12 protein-coding genes are annotated in these 19,094 nt (G+C 44.1%); 7 read left to right on the top strand and 5 right to left on the bottom strand.

What is annotated here, in order from left to right:
- Nucleotides 1–122: 122 nt before the first annotated feature.
- Nucleotides 123–1,586, bottom strand: coding sequence for a glycoside hydrolase family 28 protein (locus tag HMPREF9009_RS08930; RefSeq protein ID WP_049701951.1), 1,464 nt, complete (start codon nt 1,584–1,586; stop codon nt 123–125).
- A gap of 220 nt (nt 1,587–1,806) precedes the next feature.
- On the opposite strand from HMPREF9009_RS08930, the gene HMPREF9009_RS08925 reads away from it, so the two are divergent.
- The 5 genes from HMPREF9009_RS08925 (at nt 1,807) to HMPREF9009_RS08905 (ending at nt 7,730) form a co-directional block, all read left to right on the top strand.
- On the top strand, nt 1,807–3,708 hold the full coding sequence (locus HMPREF9009_RS08925; RefSeq protein ID WP_049701950.1) for a rhamnogalacturonan lyase: 1,902 nt from the start codon (nt 1,807–1,809) through the stop codon (nt 3,706–3,708).
- 14 nt (nt 3,709–3,722) lie between these two features.
- Nucleotides 3,723–6,686, top strand: a complete 2,964-nt coding sequence (locus tag HMPREF9009_RS08920; protein ID WP_004308503.1) for a glycoside hydrolase family 2 protein — start codon at nt 3,723–3,725, stop codon at nt 6,684–6,686.
- A 71-nt stretch (nt 6,687–6,757) separates the two neighbouring features.
- Nucleotides 6,758–7,006 (top strand): DUF3791 domain-containing protein, encoded by a 249-nt coding sequence (locus HMPREF9009_RS08915; protein WP_004308502.1) that lies wholly within the window; start codon nt 6,758–6,760, stop codon nt 7,004–7,006.
- On the top strand, nt 7,003–7,527 hold the full coding sequence (locus tag HMPREF9009_RS08910; protein WP_049701949.1) for a DUF3990 domain-containing protein: 525 nt from the start codon (nt 7,003–7,005) through the stop codon (nt 7,525–7,527). The genes HMPREF9009_RS08915 and HMPREF9009_RS08910 overlap by 4 nt, the downstream gene beginning before the upstream one ends.
- A complete protein-coding gene (locus HMPREF9009_RS08905) occupies nt 7,524–7,730 on the top strand; it encodes a DUF3791 domain-containing protein (protein WP_004308500.1) in 207 nt (68 codons plus the stop codon). The genes HMPREF9009_RS08910 and HMPREF9009_RS08905 overlap by 4 nt, the downstream gene beginning before the upstream one ends.
- Before the next feature lie 70 nt (nt 7,731–7,800).
- Here the strand turns inward: HMPREF9009_RS08905 and HMPREF9009_RS08900 are convergent, their stop codons facing one another.
- The 4 genes from HMPREF9009_RS08900 to HMPREF9009_RS08885 all read right to left on the bottom strand — a co-directional run bounded on the left by HMPREF9009_RS08900 (nt 7,801) and on the right by HMPREF9009_RS08885 (nt 15,907).
- Nucleotides 7,801–12,093, bottom strand: a complete 4,293-nt coding sequence (locus HMPREF9009_RS08900; protein WP_049702324.1) for a hybrid sensor histidine kinase/response regulator transcription factor — start codon at nt 12,091–12,093, stop codon at nt 7,801–7,803.
- Nucleotides 12,094–12,318: 225 nt separating this feature from the next.
- Nucleotides 12,319–12,633: an L-rhamnose mutarotase gene (rhaM, locus tag HMPREF9009_RS08895; RefSeq protein WP_004308498.1), complete on the bottom strand. Its 315-nt coding sequence runs from the start codon at nt 12,631–12,633 to the stop codon at nt 12,319–12,321.
- Between the two features lie 19 nt (nt 12,634–12,652).
- A complete protein-coding gene (locus HMPREF9009_RS08890; RefSeq protein ID WP_049701948.1) occupies nt 12,653–14,062 on the bottom strand; it encodes a glycoside hydrolase family 88/105 protein in 1,410 nt (469 codons plus the stop codon).
- A 3-nt stretch (nt 14,063–14,065) separates the two neighbouring features.
- Nucleotides 14,066–15,907, bottom strand: coding sequence for a rhamnogalacturonan lyase (locus HMPREF9009_RS08885; RefSeq protein ID WP_049701947.1), 1,842 nt, complete (start codon nt 15,905–15,907; stop codon nt 14,066–14,068).
- Nucleotides 15,908–16,151: 244 nt separating this feature from the next.
- Between HMPREF9009_RS08885 and HMPREF9009_RS08880 the strand changes: the two genes are divergently transcribed.
- Both HMPREF9009_RS08880 and HMPREF9009_RS08875 read left to right on the top strand, forming a co-directional pair.
- A complete protein-coding gene (locus HMPREF9009_RS08880) occupies nt 16,152–17,291 on the top strand; it encodes a glycoside hydrolase family 88/105 protein (protein WP_049702323.1) in 1,140 nt (379 codons plus the stop codon).
- 128 nt (nt 17,292–17,419) lie between these two features.
- Entirely contained in the window at nt 17,420–19,054 is a 1,635-nt protein-coding gene (locus HMPREF9009_RS08875; RefSeq protein WP_049701946.1) for a rhamnogalacturonan acetylesterase, read from the top strand.
- Nucleotides 19,055–19,094 lie beyond the last annotated feature (40 nt).

Genomic DNA, 19,094 nt, shown 5'->3' with positions numbered 1-19,094 from the left:
ATCATATTGTACTAGTTTCTTTTTCATTCTTTTTAATCAAACCTTTTATCCATTGATATTCACACCTACAAATATACAACATAAAAAAGGCTTTGTCAAGAGCTTCCTGCCTGTAAGGAGAATTATTTGTAATTAATCTCAATCTTACTATCTATATTATCCGTTTGCCGCAATCGGCTTTTATCTTTTACCGTCAAATGAATATCCTGTAACTGGAAATTCTTTCCATAAGTTATCTTTCCGACAGATTCCACCTCCGCATTAATGTTAGACAGATAAAAATTCTCGATGCGATGACTTGCGCTCCATCCCGAAGCGGAAATAAAACGTTTTGCTCCATCTGCTTTTACGTGAGAGAAATACACATTACGAAAATGAGGATACCCCTTTTCCTTCGGCTCTACCGGAGTCAACATAGTAGTCCAGTGTTCAGGAACATCTTTTCCTTCATATTCTTTCGGCAAGGCAGAATAACTATATTTCGGATTCCAGTTCAAATCGACAGACAGGATATGAGTCACACTATCAGCCTCAACACGCGTCATATAGATATTCTCGACCGTTCCGCCACGGTTCATGGATGATTTCAGACGCAATGTCGTTCCTGTGCCATACGCTATCAAATCATGAGCCAGTACATTGCGGATAGAACCGGAAGTCTCACTTCCGCAAGTCAGTAAGCCCGCACCTTTACGGGCGATACAATTACGAACCACCACATTCTCCGTCGGACGATTCACACGCAGTCCATCCGCGTCACGCCCTGCCTTAATACAAATATTATCATCGTTGCAATCCACATCACAGTTTTCTACCAGAATATTGGTGGATGAATCAATATCAATGCCATCCGTACTTGGTCCGTGACCTCCTACATTATTATTAATAGTAAGTCCGCTCACCGAACAATGATCCGAATACAAAATCTGACAAGCCCAGAATCCCGTACGCACCAACGTAAAGTCTTTCAACGTGATATGCTTGCTGTTGGAAACCAGTACTCCTCTCACCCGCTTGCAATCATAATCCACAATCCAGCGCAGATTCTTCTTCTCATATTCTTCCCGCATCGCCCAATATTTATCCCAGAATACTTTTCCGCGGCAATCGATAAAACCTTCCCCCGTAAGAGCGGCATTTTCCGCATCCATTATATTGATAACAGCCGAAGGCCATGTCATTTCGATACCGGCAATGCGGGAAGGAAATTCCGGATAGTCCTGAATATTATCACTCGCAAGCAAGGTAGTACCTTTACTAAGATGCAGGTTCACACCACTCTTGATAAACAAAGCACCTATTTTATAATACCCCGGAGCAACAACTACCGTGCCTCCTCCCTGTTGGTGACAAGCATCAATAGCGGCCTGGATAGCAGGAGTACTAAATACGGAAGTGTCATTCCGCAACCCGAACTTTCCGGCATCCCATTCTGTGTTTTCCGGAGTCCTCTGCGCCCCCACCTGATCGGCCCACGACAAATCCGGCTCTGCAGATACACTTCCCCAATCATAAGCAGGAATCGTCTTTTTCGGAGTTGTAAAACCAATCAAGGCCAATAGTACAATAGATAAAAGATACTTCATAATTACTTCTTTTAGTTCATGTTGCAAAATTATCGCATATCATCAAAGAGGTAATGGACGGATGTACGCAAAAGATAGAATATTATATCATACGGATAATTAATTTGAAAGGGTGCACAATTGTATATAGTCTTTGTACATTTCTCCATTTCATACATTCAAAAAAGGAGTAATTTTGCGAGTGAATAAATATAATAAGGTCCAAACCGATGAAACAAATATGAGAAGAATTGCAATTTATCTATTGTGCATATTCATGTTGCTGCCTGTTGCAACAATGACAGCACAACCTGGTTATAACTACTCAAAGTTACAACGGGAGAAACTAAACCGCGGCGTAGTTGCCATTCGCGAAAACCCTTCAGAAGTAATCGTTTCGTGGAGGTATCTTTCTTCCGATCCGATACAGACCGGTTTCAATGTGTACAGAGACGGGAAGAAACTGACAGACACTCCCATCACAGTCAGCACCCTGTTCCGTGATAAGAATAACAGTCAGAAAACGGCTGTTTACGAAGTGCGTCCTGTTCTAAAAGGCAAGGAGACGCATCATATTGACGGTACATACACACTCCCGGAAAACGCGCCTCTCGGCTATCTGGAAATTCCCCTGCAAAAACCGGCCGACGGAGTAACTCCGGCAGGTGATACCTACACATACAGTCCCAATGATGCTTCCATCGGTGACGTAGACGGTGACGGCGAATACGAAATTATTCTCAAATGGGACCCCAGCAATTCACACGACAATGCACATGAAGGCTATACAGGCGAAGTATACATCGATTGTTACCGAATGAACGGAGAACAACTATGGCGTATCAACTTGGGTAAAAACATACGTGCAGGAGCTCATTATACTCAATTTATGGTGTACGATCTGGATGGTGACGGCAAAGCGGAAGTAGTGATGCGGACTGCCGACGGAACAGTGGACGGAAAAGGAAAAGTAATTGGAAATGCTGATGCAGACTATCGCGAAGCCGGTACTTTTGACCCAAGCAGGAATCAAATGATGAAGCAAGGACGTATTCTGAAAGGCAAAGAATACCTGACTGTTTTTTCAGGAGACACCGGTGAAGCCTTACATACCATCGACTATATCCCTGCCCGCGGCAACGTTGCCGACTGGGGAGACGCAAAAGGTAACCGAAGCGACCGCTTCCTGGCTTGTGTAGCCTATCTTGACGGAGTACACCCAAGTGTTGTCATGTGCCGAGGCTACTACACACGCACCGTTCTGGCGGCCTTCGACTGGAACGGAAAAGAACTGAAGAACCGATGGGTATTCGACAGCAACCATCCCGGATGCGAGCAGTACGCCGGACAAGGAAACCACAATCTGCGTGTAGGCGATGTGGATGGTGACGGATGCGACGAAATCATTTACGGTTCCTGTGCTATCGACCACAACGGCAAAGGACTTTATTCTACCCGAATGGGACATGGAGACGCCATCCACCTGACACATTTTGACCCTTCCCGTAAAGGTCTGCAAGTATGGGACTGCCACGAAAACAAACGTGACGGAAGTACGTACAGAGATGCCGCCACCGGAGAAGTGTTATTACAGATAAAAAGCAATACCGATGTAGGACGTTGTATGGCCGCCGACATTGACCCGACTCATCCGGGTGTGGAAATGTGGTCAGGAGATTCACAAGGAATTCGAAACGTAAAAGGAGAAATCATAGCCCCTAAAATGAGAAATATGCCGACCAATATGGCTGTCTGGTGGGATGGAGACCTATTACGCGAACTATTGGATAGAAACATGATTATTAAATACGACTGGGAAAACAAAAAGTTTGTTCCGCTTGTCAAATTCACAGGAACTCTTTTCAACAATGGAACGAAATCGAATCCTTGTCTCCAAGGTGACATTATAGGCGATTGGCGGGAAGAAGTACTCGTACGCTCCGAGAACAACGCTGCTCTCCGGCTCTACGTTTCGACTATTCCGACCGAATACAGATTCCACACCTTCCTTGAAGAACCGATATACAGAATCAGTATCGCTACCCAAAATGTAGGCTATAACCAGCCAACACAACCGGGATTCTATTTCGGACCGGACCTTATAAAAATGAAAGGTACTTTCAGAGGATATCAATTCAAGTAAGTTAAGAGACTATCATGAAACACAAATTATTTCTTTTCACATTTCTCCTGGCTATACTGTCCGCCATTAATATACAGGCATCCGAACGCAAAAAATACAATTTCAACAGCGAATGGAAGCTGCGGATAGGAGACTTTCCTAAAGCCAAAGATACAAAATTCGACGACAGTAAATGGAAACAAGTAACTTTGCCCCATGCCTTCAATGAAGATGAAGCATTCAAACTTTCCATTGAACAATTGACAGATACAGTGGTATGGTATCGCAAGAGTTTCCAGATTCCGGAACTGAAAAGTAATCAGAAAGTATTCGTCGAATTTGAAGGAGTACGCCAACGCGGAGACTTCTATCTTAACGGACATTATCTAGGCAGACACGAAAACGGTGTTATGGCGGTAGGGTTCGACCTGACTCCACATATCAAAGAGGGTGAGAACGTGATTGCCGTTCGCACCGACAACGACTGGATGTACAGAGAAGAAGGAACTAACTCTAAGTTCCAGTGGAACGACCGCAATTTCAATGCCAACTATGGCGGTATTCCTAAAAACGTCTTCTTGTACGTTACTGATAATGTATATCAGACTCTTCCCCTATATAGCAACCTGAAAACGACAGGCGTATACGTCTATGCCCAAGACTTCGACATCCAAGGACGCAAAGCTACGATTCATGCCGAATCGGAAGTCAGAAATGACAGTAAAGCTACCCGGCAATTCAGCTATCAGGTGACTATACTTGATGCCGACGGCAAACTAATGAAAACTTTCCAAGGTGATAAAGTGACTTTGAAAGCCGGAGAGACTAAGACGGTAAAAGCATCTGCCATCCTTCATAATCTTCACTTCTGGAGTTGGGGATATGGTTACTTGTATACGGTAAAAACCGCTTTGAAAGATGATAATAATCAGATATTCGACGAAGTCAGTACCCGCACCGGCTTCCGCAAGACCCGCTTCGCGGAAGGAAAGATATGGTTGAACGACCGTGTTATCCAAATGAAAGGGTATGCACAGCGCACCAGCAACGAATGGCCGGCAGTAGGTCTGTCCGTACCTGCCTGGTTGAGCGATTTTTCTAATGACCTGATGGTGAAAGGAAACGCGAATCTGGTTCGCTGGATGCACGCTACTCCGTGGAAACAGGATGTAGAATCCTGCGACCGTGTAGGTCTGATACAGGCAATGCCTGCCGGAGATGCAGAAAAAGACCGTGAAGGACGTCAATGGGAACAACGGGTGGAGTTGATGCGAGACGCGATTATCTACAACCGTAATAATCCGAGTATCCTGTTCTACGAATGTGGCAACAAAGCCATCAGCCGCGAACACATGATAGAAATGAAAGCTGTCCGCGACAAATACGACCCGTTCGGCGGACGTGCCATCGGATCACGTGAAATGTTGGATATCCGCGAAGCGGAATACGGTGGCGAAATGCTGTACATCAACAGAAGCGAACATCATCCGATGTGGGCGACCGAATATTGCCGCGACGAAGGTTTAAGAAAGTACTGGGATGAATATAGCTATCCTTTCCACAAAGAAGGTGACGGACCACTTTATAAAGGACAACCGGCCACTGACTATAACCGCAACCAAGATGAACTTGCCATCACCATGATAGCCCGCTGGTATGATTATTGGCGTGAGCGTCCCGGAACGGGTAACAGAGTCAGCTCCGGCGGTACTAAAATTATCTTCTCCGACACCAATACCCACTACCGGGGTGCGGAAAACTACCGAAGAAGTGGAGTGACGGACGCGATGCGTATCGAAAAAGATGCTTTCTACGCACATCAGGTAATGTGGGACGGATGGGTAGATACGGAAAAAGACCAGACCTACATCATCGGACACTGGAACTATCCGGATAATACGGTAAAACCTGTGCAGGTAGTATCTACCGGAGAAGAGGTGGAGCTTTTCCTGAATGGTAACTCCCTGGGTAAAGGCAAACGCCAATACAATTTTCTCTTTACTTTCGACAACGTAGCCTTCAAACCGGGCAAACTGGAAGCTGTCAGCTACAATAAAGCAGGGAAAGAAATCAGTCGTTATGCTGTAAATACAGCCGGTGAACCTGCCAGTCTGAAACTTACCGCTATCCAAAACCCCGAAGGCTTTCATGCAGACGGTGCGGATATGACATTGATACAGGTGGAAGTGGTAGATAAAGACGGACAACGTTGTCCGTTGGACAACCGCACTATTCAGTTCACACTCAAGGGTCAGGCGGAATGGCGCGGAGGTATCGCTCAAGGTAAAAACAATCATATTCTTGATACAAACCTTCCGGTAGAATGTGGTATCAACCGCGCACTGATCCGCAGCACGACGGCTGCCGGAAAAGTAACTCTGACAGCACAGGCTAAAGGACTTCTAAGTGCCTCTCTCACATTGGAAACGGTGCCTGTAAAAGTGACCGGAGGTTTGAGTACCTATCTTCCGCAGGCCACTTTGAAAGGCAGACTGGATAGAGGAGAAACACCTTCTACCCCTTCTTACAAAGACAGCAAAAAGGGTGTACGAATCGTTTCGGCAAAAGCCGGTTCCAACAATAATGATGCTGAAAAAAGCTACGATGATATCGAACTGACCGAATGGAAGAATGACGGTAAACTAAGCACTGCATGGATTACCTATACATTGGAAAGAGATGCCGAAATAGACGATATATGCATCAAACTGCAAGGATGGCGTTCACGAAGTTACCCGCTGGAAGTATATGCCGGCAACACCTTGATTTGGAGCGGAAACACGGATAAAAGCCTGGGATATATTCATCTCAATGTAGAAAAGCCCGTACGTGCTAATACGATAACCATCCGCTTGAAAGGAAACACCAGTGACAAAGATGCTTTCGGACAGATTATCGAAGTAGAGGCTATAGCGGCCAATACAATGGAATTGGAAAAAAGCAGTAGCAAACACCAGTTGAGAATCATCGAAGTTGAGTTTCTCGAAACAATCAAATAAAAAAGTTCCGGCAATGTTGTTTATTTGCCTGCCATCAAGTATCTTTGTTCATAAACTGAATTTTAACGCTTATGTGTAAACAACCGGATATCCTAGAAAGTGAAAAGATTCACTTTGCAGTCATGGCAATAGAAGCTGGAGCACGCGAAATGGGAATTTCTCCTATGGAAATGCGCCGACGTTTAGAGAAAATGAATCTAATCAAACGTCTTCTACTGGACAATTACGAAGTGATGCACACACAAAGTCTAAAACATGTAGGCGAGGATGTGGTCGAGGCTTTGAAGAACTGGGAGGCACAGGAGGGCGAGAAGGGATGAAAATAACACTTTATCATGGCTCCACCCTTTCTATAGAGCATCCCTTAGCCAAAGTGGGACGTGCCGATTTAGATTTCGGTAGAGGTTTTTATCTAACCTCACTACGCTCACAAGCAGAACAGTGGGCTGCCCGCGTACAACTATTACGGGCAAGTACTACTGCATGGATTAATGTATACGAATTTGATATGGATGCAGCTATAAAAGCTGTATTCAAGCTACTTCGTTTTGATGCTTACGATCAGCATTGGTTGAATTTTATTGTCGCTAGTAGGAATGGAAAACAGCCTTGGAAAGATTATGATATTATAGAAGGAGGCGTAGCAAACGATCGGGTTATTGACACCATAGAAGATTACCTTAACGACATTATCACCATAGAGCAAGCCCTCGGGCAATTGGTATATGCACAACCTAATCATCAGATATGTTTGCTCAATCAGCAACTCATTGATACATATCTACATTTTGATAATAGTTTTCCACTGGATACTATGGACAGAAAAGGAGGTAACAAATGAGAGAACAAGTACTTTGGAGAAAAATCAGTCGCATCGTCCTATTATTATCAGCCCGATTGGAGATAAGCCCGGAAAGAGCATTAAATCTGTTTTATGAAACGAATGTATGTGCCATGTTACATGACTCCCGTTACGGACTGCATCTAATGAGTGATACTTATATTATAAATGATGTATTGCGTGAATTACAAGACAAGCAGTAATTTTAGAATATATTATGATACCAAGCAAACAAAATCTCTTCTTTTCATACCGTTCCTTTTTGAATCCTTATCACTCATTTTTTTCATTTATTCCTTCATTATTCACACCACGCTGATAAACCGATGGTGCCACCCCAAACTGTGCTTTAAAGCATTTGCTGAAATAAAAAGGATCACTGATGCCTACCTTGTAAGAGACTTCCGCAACCGTTAGATTATCTTCTGACAGCAACAACTCCGCCGCTTTCTTCATTCGCACCACACGCAAATATTCATTAGGCGAATATCCTGTTACGCCGCGTAATTTCCGATAAAAAACGGTTCGTCCCAACTTCATAAGCTGCGCAAACTCATCAATAGAAAATTCCGGGCGGGCAAGATTCTGTTCGAGAATGGCAGCCAAGCGGTCTGCAAATTCTTTATCCCGTTCGGTAGTACACATAGCCGGTCGCACAATACCCGGTTCGTTGGAGAACTTCTCACGCAATTTATCACGCTGTTCGATCAAACGGAATACACGTGCCAACAGCAGTTTAACGCTGAATGGTTTGGCGATGTATGCATCCGCACCTGCCTCAATTCCTTCCAGATGCTTTTCCGGTGAGTTCAACGCGGTCAGAAGGATAATGGGAATATGACTCGTATCAAAATCTGTTTTTAGTTTCTTGGTCACTTCAAATCCGGTCATTCCCGGCATCAGAACATCACAGATAATCAAATCAGCATCATACGTACAGGCCTTTTCAAATCCGGACGTGCCGTCGGCAGCCACTTCCACTTCAAAGTATGCGCCGATTTCTTCCCGTAGAAACTCACGAATATCATTATCATCTTCAATAATCAGCACTTTCCGTTTATTCAAAGGAGCAGCCATCTTTTCCGGGTCAGGAAGCTCTTCCGAAAGCTGTAACAAATGATGTGCATGACCGTCCGCCTCTTTCAGCAATACGTTGCCCGGAACAAGGAAGTCTTTCTCCGAATACACCGTCTTATCTGTCGGAATACATACGGTAAATACAGAACCGCCACCTTCATTGTCTTTATACTCAATCGTACCTTTATGCACCTGCACCAGTTCGTGGCTCAAATGCAGACCGACCCCAATACTGTCACCGGAGAAATTACTCTGCATAAACCGCTTGAACAATTCATTCTGTTTCTCTTTAGGAATCCCTACTCCCGTATCCGAAACCTGAATCTGCAATGTTTGCTTCCCTTCGTCCACATTCACCGAAAGAATAATCGTTCCGTTGGAAGGGGTATATTTAAATGCATTTGAAAGCAGGTTATAAGTCACCTTATCCAAATTTCCTTTATCAATAAACATCTTATAAGATGGCACCGAAGGCAAGAAACGGAAGTTCATATTCTTCTGTTCCGCCACGTCGCCGAAACTCAAAAATATTTCATAAAGGAAAGAGATGACATCTGTTTCCTCTAAAGAAAGCGCCAGTTTATTATTCTGCATCTTTCTGAATTCCAATAACTGGTTGATGAGCCTCAACATACGTTGCGTACTCTTATCCATTGTTTTCAGAGGATATATCAATTCGCGCGGAATATCTGTGACACGCTGGATTTTCTCCAAAGCTCCCTGGATTAAGGTAAGCGGAGTACGGAATTCATGAGAAATATTGGTGAAGAAGACCAGCTTATATTCAGTCAGTTGCTTCTCTACGTTAATACGGTTACGCAAACCATTAAAGTTCCGGACGATGCGGAAGGCAAAATACAAGGCTACCATCAATAACAGAACATAGCACAACATTGCCCAGGTAGTCTTCCAAAACGGCGGGACGATTACAATCTTCAGTGTAGTCTCACTGTCGTTCCATATACCCGATCCATTGCTGGACTTGACATGAAGTATGTAGGTTCCCGGATTCAGATACTTAAAGGAGGCGAAATTCAGTGGAGAAGGAGCACTCCATCCCTGGTCGTAGTTTTCCAACCAATACATATATTTCGTATGTCCGCTATCCGAATAGTCGAAAGTGGAGAAATCTATCAGGAATGAGTTTTGAAAATATTTCAGCGTAATTTCATCCGAATAAGCAAGAGACTGTTTTAAAGGAGAATCCTCCATCTGCGGATTCATCTGGGTCCCATTGACGTACAAATCAGTGAAAACAACCGGAGAAAACGTTTCACTATCTTGTATCTTTTCAGGGTCGATCACAATTAATCCATAGTTTGTACCAAAAAGCAATTTCCCATCTTCACGCATACAGGCACTATTCTCACTATACACATTTCCTAAAGTATAGGAAGAAAAGAAATAGTTCTCAAAAGAACGGGTGGACGGGGTGAACTTGGAAATTCCATATTCAGTCGCTACCCAAAGGTTTCCTTTTCTATCTCCCAAAACAGACTGGATCACATCATTGACCAACCCTTCGGAAGTTCCGTAATGCTCATATTTCAATGAATGATAGCCGTCCTGCGGCGTACAGAGGTTCAGTCCCGAACCGGAAGTACCAATCCACATACGTCCTTTCGTATCACGATAGATACATTTGATTTCATTACTGCAGAATTTTCCGTTTGTATAACTGAAGAGATGATAATTATCACCATCCGCAATCAGTGAGTCCGGATGAAAGATACAAATCCCCTCACTGGTTCCTACCCAGACCATTCCGTTTTCATCTTCTTCTATCACACGCACCATCCTCATTCCGAACGTTTGCTGGAAGAAATGCCGAAATTTATATTTCCCGTCAGAAGTAGGTTCAGCCAATTCGAGCCCCCCGCCGAATGTACCCACCCACATACGGTCTTTACGATCGCGATAAATAGCAAAAACGTTATTATCCGACAATGAAGTCGGGTCGGACGGGGTATTATAATACCAGGTATCTCCCACCTTCAATCCATTACCACGGGTTCCAGTCCACATCCGTCCCTGGCGATCTTCAGCGATTGCATAAATATTGGAATGGAAATATTGATTCGTCATTTTCGACTGAAGATTCGCGTCAAAAGTATAAAGTCCGCCTTTACGCGTACCTACCCAAATATCGCCATTAGACATCTTGGTCAACATACGGATGGTATTCGAACGGTCGAACAGTTCACGGGACTCGGGATAGATGCGAGAAGTTCCTTCATTCAACACTGAAATGCGGGATAAACCCGAATATTCCGAAGCTACCCAGATGCCACCAGCACGATCTTCCATGACATATTGCAGGAAATCCGAACTGATATGACTTTGATCGTTGATGTTGGCAACGAAATGTTCCAGTTTATCTTCGGCTGTGTTATAAGCAAAAAGCCCATTCCCATAGGTCGAAATCCAGATGATTCCGCGGGAATCATGTACGATATGATAACGTTCGAAGTCGATGTAACTGATCTTGTCTTGAGGGATCAACTGGAAATCTTTACTTTCACCGGTTGCGGCAACCACGTAGGTGAGGCGTCCTGTATGATTATATATCCAATAGTCTCCGTGGTTGTCGCGAATCAGTTCGCCCTTTTTAATATTCAGACGAGGATCAGCGGCTACTTCTCCGGTCGTAAAATCATAAGTATATACTCCGGTCGTAGTCAGAATCATCCATTTATCTTTCAACAAGAAATTTCCGGTAGGCGACGTCTGCCCTGCAACGGTTGAAAGGGCAGCCAGCTTCTGCATCTTCTGCGTAGCCGAATGGTAATAATAAATATCTCCATCTGCCGTAAGGAAATACATGTCATCCTTATAAGCCAGAGAAGAAGTGAAATGAATCAACCGGTCTTCTATCCGATATTGTCCGTTGGAGACAGAAACTAATCCGCATTGAGTGCCGATCCAGATACGTCCACTGGCATCTTCATTCACGAATTTCACCCGGTTGTCCGGCAGGTTTCCACGTTCTGTCCTGAATACGGTGGATGTCATTTCACCGTTTTTCTGATGCACCATACGTCGGCAACCATTGCCTTGATGTGATAACCATACGTCTCCGTTGGCTGTAACAAATACAGTAGAGTAATTCTGCCTTAACTCGCCGCAACCCGTATAATCAACAAAACGGGCACGTTGCAAATCATAGCAGCTATATAGTTCAGGTGTAGTGGAAATCCATAAAAAGCCATCTTTATCTTCTGTGAGATCGTAAATCCGGTTGTCGGCCAAAGACACTTTATCTCCGGCTTCCGGACGAAAGGTCAGGAAAGAGTTGCCATCATAACGACTTAATCCGTTCAAGGTAGCCAGCCACAAAAAGCCTTTGCTATCCTGATAGATGTATCGGATAGAGTTGTTGGGAAGACCATCACTAGTTCTCATTTGTGTAGAACGAAGCTCTATTGCACTATAGGCATTCAGTACAAAGCTAACAAGGAAAGTGAAGACTAAAAGGTGTCTTTGCGTCATAAAGATTCCAAGATTAATAATAAATGTTGGACAAAAATAATCAAGATAGTTGAGATAATAAAAGAAACACTCCATTAAATAGTAGGAAGTGAATATGCTAAAGGACAATTATTACCATTTTTTAGACGCGGATTACACGGATGACGCGGTTTTTTTATTCTTAAATCTGTGTCATCCGTGTAATCCGCGTCTAAAAAATTACAGACTGATAGAATTACTGAAAACTCAATCCATGTGGAATACTTCCGGCAAAGGAATGGATACCGGTGAGTTATCCGGATTCACTTCCATGATATCCGCCATATAGTCCCACCATTTCTGTACGATTTCCGTATTGCCTAAATCCTGCGAACCTGCTCCCCCTTCCGTTTTTTGGAAAGCAAACAGGATATTTGTTTCTTTATCCCAATAAATCGAATAGTCCGACACTCCATTCTGTGAAAGCAGTGCTTTCAGTTCGGGCCAGATGGCAGCATGTCTTTTTTCATATTCGGCTTCACATCCGGGTTTCAAATACATTTTAAATGCTTCTCGTTTCATGGTTTCAATCTATTTAAAGTTAATCTTTCTTTTCTTCTGTGTCGATAGCAAAAATAGGTGCTGTCGTCTTTTGTTTCACCTGGTAGTATTGAACGGCACTGTCATTCATCTTCGGATATTGATTTTTCAACAAGCGAATCATTTCCGCACCTGCCCAAAGAACCGGTCCGTAACCATGAGCCGCATATACATTGACCGGACGGTAATAGTAAAAAGCAGGGTCGAAAGCCATTCCCGTACCGACACAGGTGCCTTCCACTTGCCCCTCCGCATTTATCTTGCCGGCTACGGCATGCCATCCCAGATGAGCAACCGGTCCGTAAGCAATGGCGTCAATCCATCCTTTATTGATGGCGTGTGCCAGACAGTATACATATATTGCAGTAGCGGAAGTTTCCAGGTAAGAATCATTCCGGTCGAGCAGTTGGTGCCAAAGTCCTTCTCCACTTTGTAAGGCTGTCACTCCACGTACATGAGCCCGGAAATAATCCATCACTTTCGCACGTTGAGGATAGTCTTCCGGTAGAACGTCGAGCAGTTCGCAAGCCGTCAACATAGCCCAACCGTTGGCGCGCGCCCAACAAAAAGCAGGATGATCGCTACTGCTTTCCACCCATCCGTGACGATACAGTCCTTTTTCGGGGATAAACATGCGGTCGGCAAATTGTAGGAATTGTCTCACTGCTTCTGCCAGATATTTATCTTTCTGCTCCTTGTCATAATAACTCATTTGTGCTACTGCCGGAATACCCATAAACATATCATCCAGCCAAAGAGTGTTATGCTGCGGACGGTTGCGTGCAAAAGTTCCATCTGCCAGACGATACTCTTTATTAATGATGAAATCAAAATAATTACATATCAGTTCATCCACAGGAAGCGAGGGATCTTTCAAACGAACTTTCACCATCGCCGCGCATACAGCTCCTGCGTCATCCAATGCGTGCGGAGTGAGGATTTGAAGCAACTGCGGGTCCGTTGTACCCTTTTCTTTATAAACACGCTTGAAATGCGGTGCTACTTCGGCCAGAAACCGGAAACGATTCTGTACATAATCCATATAGCGTATGTCGCCCGTAGCTTCGGATGCCGCTATCAAGGCAGAGTAGGTCACTCCCCATTCATAGCTTGCCAAACGGAAAGCTCCACGCTCCAGTTGTGCCTCCTCTCCCATCGTTGTATAGTCGGTAATCACTTTACCCGTATTCTTGTCTACCACACGGGCGGGAGTCTCCTTATCTATATAAGCAAATACACGGTCTACCTCTTTCTTTACCTGTTCCGGTGTCAAATCACCATACGTGCCCTGATAAGCAGGTTGCAATAAATGCAAAGGGGTGTTTGAGTCATTCACTACAGTTTTCTTTTTCTGTGCGCTGACAGGCAAAGCTATCAGCAACAAAGCAATGGCTATGATACGAATATTCATATTTTATTTTTTAGGTATTTTACATCCTCTGAATAGGGTTCCCTGCAAATCCGGTCCAAAGTAGAATCCCGGTTGTGTCGGCTGGTTGTAAGCTACGTTCTGGGTAGCGATACTGATGCGATAAACAGGATCCTCCAAAAAGGTGTGGAAGCGGTAATCAGTGGGAATGGTAGAGACATAAAGCCGCAAAGCGGTATTATCGGCTGTGCGCAACAGTACTTCTTCCCGCCAGTCGCCTACAATATCCCCTTGCAGGCAAGGTGTTGCCTTCGTTCCGTTGTTGGAAAGAGCTCCTTCGAAAATGGCTATACGCTCACAGACTCCTTTCTTCCAATTATATTTGCTGACTATATTTCTATCCAATAGTTCGCGCAGTAAATCACCGTCCCACCAGACAGCCATATTACATGACAATCCTCTGACACGGGCTTTCACCACTTCTCCTTTTATATTTCTTATTCCTCCGGAAGCAAGAGACCACATTTCAACGCCCGGTTGGGTCGGGTCAATATCAGCCGCCATGCAACGCCCGACATCTGTACTATCTTTTATCTGGAAAAGAATTTCTCCGGTTGCCGCATCTCTGTACGTACTTCCGTCACGCTTGTTTTCGTGACAGTCCCATACTTGCAACCCTTTGCGGGAAGGATCGAAATGAGTCAGATGAATCGCGTCTCCATGTCCCATCTTCGTTGTGTACAATCCTTTGCCGTTATGGTCGATGGCACACGAACCGTAGATAATCTCATCGCATCCGTCACCGTCTACGTCACCTACCCGAAGGTTATGATTACCTTGTCCGGCATAGTCTTCACAACCGGGATGGTTACTGTCGAAAATCCAGCGTTCTTTCAGTTCCTTTCCATTCCAGTCGTATGCTGCCAATACTGTACGGGTATAATACCCACGACACATCACAACACTAGGATGGATGCCGTCGAGATAGGCAACGCAAGCCAAAAAGCGGTCACTACGATTACCACGATTGTCTCCCCAGTCCATCAGGTTTCCTCTTTCTGGTACGTAATCAATTGTTTGCATCGCTTCTCCTGTCAGTCCGTTGAAGACAGTCAGATATTCCGGTCCGGTCAAAATACGTCCCTGTTCATTCCGATAGTCAGCTTGCGCATCTCCAATCACTTTTCCTTTTCCGTCCACTGTTCCGTCGGCGGTTTTCATTACTACTTCCGCTTTACCGTCACCATCGAAGTCAAACACCATAAACTGGGTGTAGTGTGCACCGGCACGTATATTACGTCCCAGATTAATGCGCCATAAATGTTGCCCGTTTAATTTATAACAATCGAAATATACCTCTCCGGTGTAACCGTCATGCGAATTATCGTGTGCGTTCGACGGATCCCATTTCAAGATAATCTCATATTCCCCGTCACCGTCTACATCGCCGATACTGGCATCATTAGGAGCATAGAAATAACTTTGCCCTGCCGGAGTCGTACCGTTTTCAGGACGATTCAGCGGGATATTCAGATAACCTGCCGGAGCATCGGACGGCAATTGATAACAGCTTTCCGTTTTTGATTGGATAGCTTTGACGGTATAAAGTACGGATTCCGTACCTTTATATATATCCTGAAAGAAAGTCGCATTTCTTATCGGATATTTGTTTACCTTTTCACCGTTTCTATAAACATCAAAAGATTCGTCCATCGGGTCGGAGGACAGATAACGCCAAGACACGGCAACAGTAGATGGATTCTCTCTGATGGCAATTACACCGCGTCCCAAATGTTCGCGTTTCAGTTTCGAAAAGTCATAGTTCGGCTGCGCCACTACAAAAGCAGCTATCAGACACAGACTTAAAAAAGCACTTATGCATTTCATAGTTTTATCGTTAATCAATTTACAACACAAAAGTAAGCGGCACAGCCTACTTATAAAATAGAATATTGTACAGATCTATGTAGAAATCATCATATAGCCCACTTTTAAACCGCATTATAACTACCTGGTGAACAAAAATGAATATATCTGAACGGAAATCCATTGAAAAAGAAAAGTGCGTCCCTTATCTTTGCCAATGAAAATTAGAATGAACACCCAATTAATAAAACAGAATTATTTCACCATGAAGAAATCACTACTCTCATTCTTTACAGTAACCCTTCTTTGTCTTATGACAGGAAAGCCGGTCATGGCACAAGAGTTACCTGCACAAAAAGAGACTTTAGAGACTATCGTAAAAGTAAACGACTACTTTATGAAAAAGTATGCCGATTACACATTGCCTTCTTTCTATGGCAGAGTCCGTCCAAGCAATATATGGACGAGAGGCGTATATTATGAAGGATTAATGGCTCTGTATGGCATTTACCCGCGTGAGGATTATTATAAGTATGCCTACGATTGGGCTGATTTCCACAAATGGGGAATGAGAAACGGCAATACGACCCGTAACGCAGACGACCATTGCTGCGGACAAACGTATATCGACCTTTATAATATGTGTCCGTCCGACCCAAATATGATCCGGAATATAAAAGCAAGTATCGATATGGTAGTCAACACTCCGCAGGTGAACGATTGGTGGTGGATTGACGCTATCCAAATGGCAATGCCAATCTACGCAAAGTTTGGAAAAATGACCGGTGAACAGAAATACTATGATAAGATGTGGGATATGTATTCTTACACTCGTAACGTGCACGGAGAAGCCGGAATGTATAATCCTAAAGATTGCTTATGGTGGCGCGATCAGGACTTTGATCCTCCTTACAAAGAACCGAATGGAGAAGATTGCTACTGGAGTCGTGGAAATGGCTGGGTATATGCAGCTCTTGTACGGGTATTGGATGAAATCCCTGCCAATGAAACACATCGCCAGGATTATATAAATGATTTTCTCGCTATGAGCAAGGCACTCAAAAAATGTCAGCGTGAAGATGGTTTCTGGAATGTGAGTCTTCATGATCCTACGAACTTCGGAGGCAAAGAGACTTCCGGAACAGCGCTGTTTGTATACGGTATGGCTTGGGGAGTGCGCAACGGATTACTCGACCGCAGAGAATATCTTCCCGTCCTTTTAAAAGCATGGAACGCTATGGTGAAAGATGCCGTACATCCGAACGGATTCCTGGGATATGTGCAGGGAACAGGCAAAGAGCCTAAAGACGGACAGCCGGTTACTTATAAGAGTGTGCCCGACTTTGAAGACTACGGAGTCGGTTGTTTCCTGCTTGCCGGAACAGAAGTTTATAAATTAAAATAACATAGACAGTTTTTTCATTAGGTTTAAAGATAATCATTCATTAGGTTTAGTTAGAGGTTAGTTAGTAGCTAGTTCCCTCACTGACTGTTTAGACACCGGTCAGTGAGGGATTTCAAAAAAACAGATTCATGAAAAACAAATTATTCCCGTATATATGTTGGCTGACGGCCATTACATTCAGTTTGCAACTGCAAGCGCAAAATAAAGTTTCCGCTCCCATGGCAGATGTCAATCAAGTAATTGACAACACGCTGGACAGCCTGAATAAAGCACGTACCTCGCGACCGGAAGCCGGTTCGAGCCGGAAAGGTGACAACCCTGTTCTGTTTCTGGTAGGTAACTCTACCATGCGTACCGGAACTTTAGGAAACGGCAACAACGGACAATGGGGATGGGGCTATTATGCAGGCGATTATTTCGACTCTAACCGGATTACTGTAGAAAATCATGCACTGGGTGGAACCAGTAGCCGTACTTTCTATAACCGTTTATGGCCGGATGTAATCAAAGGAGTACGCCCGGGAGACTGGGTTATCATCGAACTGGGGCACAATGACAACGGCCCATACGACAGCGGACGTGCCCGTGCTTCCATTCCCGGAATTGGCAAAGATACACTGAACGTAACGATTAAAGAAACCGGAGTAAAAGAAACCGTATATACCTACGGGGAATATATGCGTCGTTTCATTCAAGATGTAAAAGCCAAAGGTGCTCATCCGATCCTTTTTTCGCTTACTCCCCGCAATGCTTGGGAAGACAAAGACAGCACCATCATCACACGTGTCAACAAGACTTTTGGATTGTGGGCAAAGCAAGTAGCCGAAGAACAGCATGTTCCTTTTATTGATTTGAATGATATCAGTGCCCGCAAATTTGAAAAGTTCGGCAAGAATAAGGTGAAATATATGTTCTACATCGACCGTATACATACAAGTGCTTTCGGTGCTAAAGTAAATGCTGAATCTGCTGCTGACGGAATACGTGCGTATGAAGGACTGGAATTAGCCAATTATCTGAAACCTGTTGAGAAAGATACAGTGACAGGTTCCAGTCGGAAAGAGGGACGTCCGGTATTGTTTACTATCGGAGATAGTACGGTCAGAAATGAAGATAAAGACAAAAACGGTATGTGGGGTTGGGGAAGCGTAATTGCTGACGAGTTCAATCTAAATAAAATTTCTGTAGAAAATCGTGCGATGGCAGGACGTAGTGCACGTACTTTCCTCGATGAAGGTCGTTGGGATAAGGTATACAATGCCTTGCAACCGGGGGACTTCGTTCTGATTCAGTTCGGACATAATGATGCAGGAGATATAAACAAAGGGAAAGCCCGTGCCGAATTGCGCGGTTCGGGAGATGAGAGCAAAGTCTTTCTAATGGAAAAGACAGGCAAATATCAAGTTGTTTATACTTTCGGCTGGTATCTTCGAAAGTTCATCATGGATGTTCAGGAGAAAGGTGCCATTCCCATCGTTCTTAGTCATACGCCACGCAACAAATGGAAAGATGGAAAAATAGAACGTAATACCGAGTCTTTTGGCAAGTGGACACGTGAAGCTGCGGAAGCTACGGGAGCTTATTTTATCGATCTGAATAAGATTAGTGCCGATAAACTAGAAAAGAAAGGTGTGAAGAAAGCAGCAACTTACTATAATCATGACCATACACACTCTTCTTTGAAAGGAGCGCACATGAATGCGAAAAGCATTGTTGAAGGGTTGAAAAAGAGCGATTGCCCGTTAAAGAATTACTTAAAGTAAGAACATAAGGGATAAAGTACGCTATCTATCCCGTAATCTA

The sequence above is a fragment of the Bacteroides sp. 3_1_13 genome (genome assembly GCF_001185845.1).
In the GTDB taxonomy this organism is placed as follows: Bacteria; Bacteroidota; Bacteroidia; order Bacteroidales; family Bacteroidaceae; genus Bacteroides; species Bacteroides xylanisolvens.
The sequence above is the reverse complement of the archived record's forward strand: the minus strand, read 5'-3'. Positions and strand labels throughout refer to the sequence as shown.

Coding starts and splice junctions, on each gene's coding strand:
- HMPREF9009_RS08930 (WP_049701951.1), bottom strand. CDS start 1,586: ATGAAGTATCTTTTATCTATTGTACTATTGGCCTTGATTGGTTTTACA.
- HMPREF9009_RS08925 (WP_049701950.1), top strand. CDS start 1,807: ATGAGAAGAATTGCAATTTATCTATTGTGCATATTCATGTTGCTGCCT.
- HMPREF9009_RS08920 (WP_004308503.1), top strand. CDS start 3,723: ATGAAACACAAATTATTTCTTTTCACATTTCTCCTGGCTATACTGTCC.
- HMPREF9009_RS08915 (WP_004308502.1), top strand. CDS start 6,758: ATGTGTAAACAACCGGATATCCTAGAAAGTGAAAAGATTCACTTTGCA.
- HMPREF9009_RS08910 (WP_049701949.1), top strand. CDS start 7,003: ATGAAAATAACACTTTATCATGGCTCCACCCTTTCTATAGAGCATCCC.
- HMPREF9009_RS08905 (WP_004308500.1), top strand. CDS start 7,524: ATGAGAGAACAAGTACTTTGGAGAAAAATCAGTCGCATCGTCCTATTA.
- HMPREF9009_RS08900 (WP_049702324.1), bottom strand. CDS start 12,093: ATGACGCAAAGACACCTTTTAGTCTTCACTTTCCTTGTTAGCTTTGTA.
- rhaM (WP_004308498.1), bottom strand. CDS start 12,633: ATGAAACGAGAAGCATTTAAAATGTATTTGAAACCCGGATGTGAAGCC.
- HMPREF9009_RS08890 (WP_049701948.1), bottom strand. CDS start 14,062: ATGAATATTCGTATCATAGCCATTGCTTTGTTGCTGATAGCTTTGCCT.
- HMPREF9009_RS08885 (WP_049701947.1), bottom strand. CDS start 15,907: ATGAAATGCATAAGTGCTTTTTTAAGTCTGTGTCTGATAGCTGCTTTT.
- HMPREF9009_RS08880 (WP_049702323.1), top strand. CDS start 16,152: ATGAAGAAATCACTACTCTCATTCTTTACAGTAACCCTTCTTTGTCTT.
- HMPREF9009_RS08875 (WP_049701946.1), top strand. CDS start 17,420: ATGAAAAACAAATTATTCCCGTATATATGTTGGCTGACGGCCATTACA.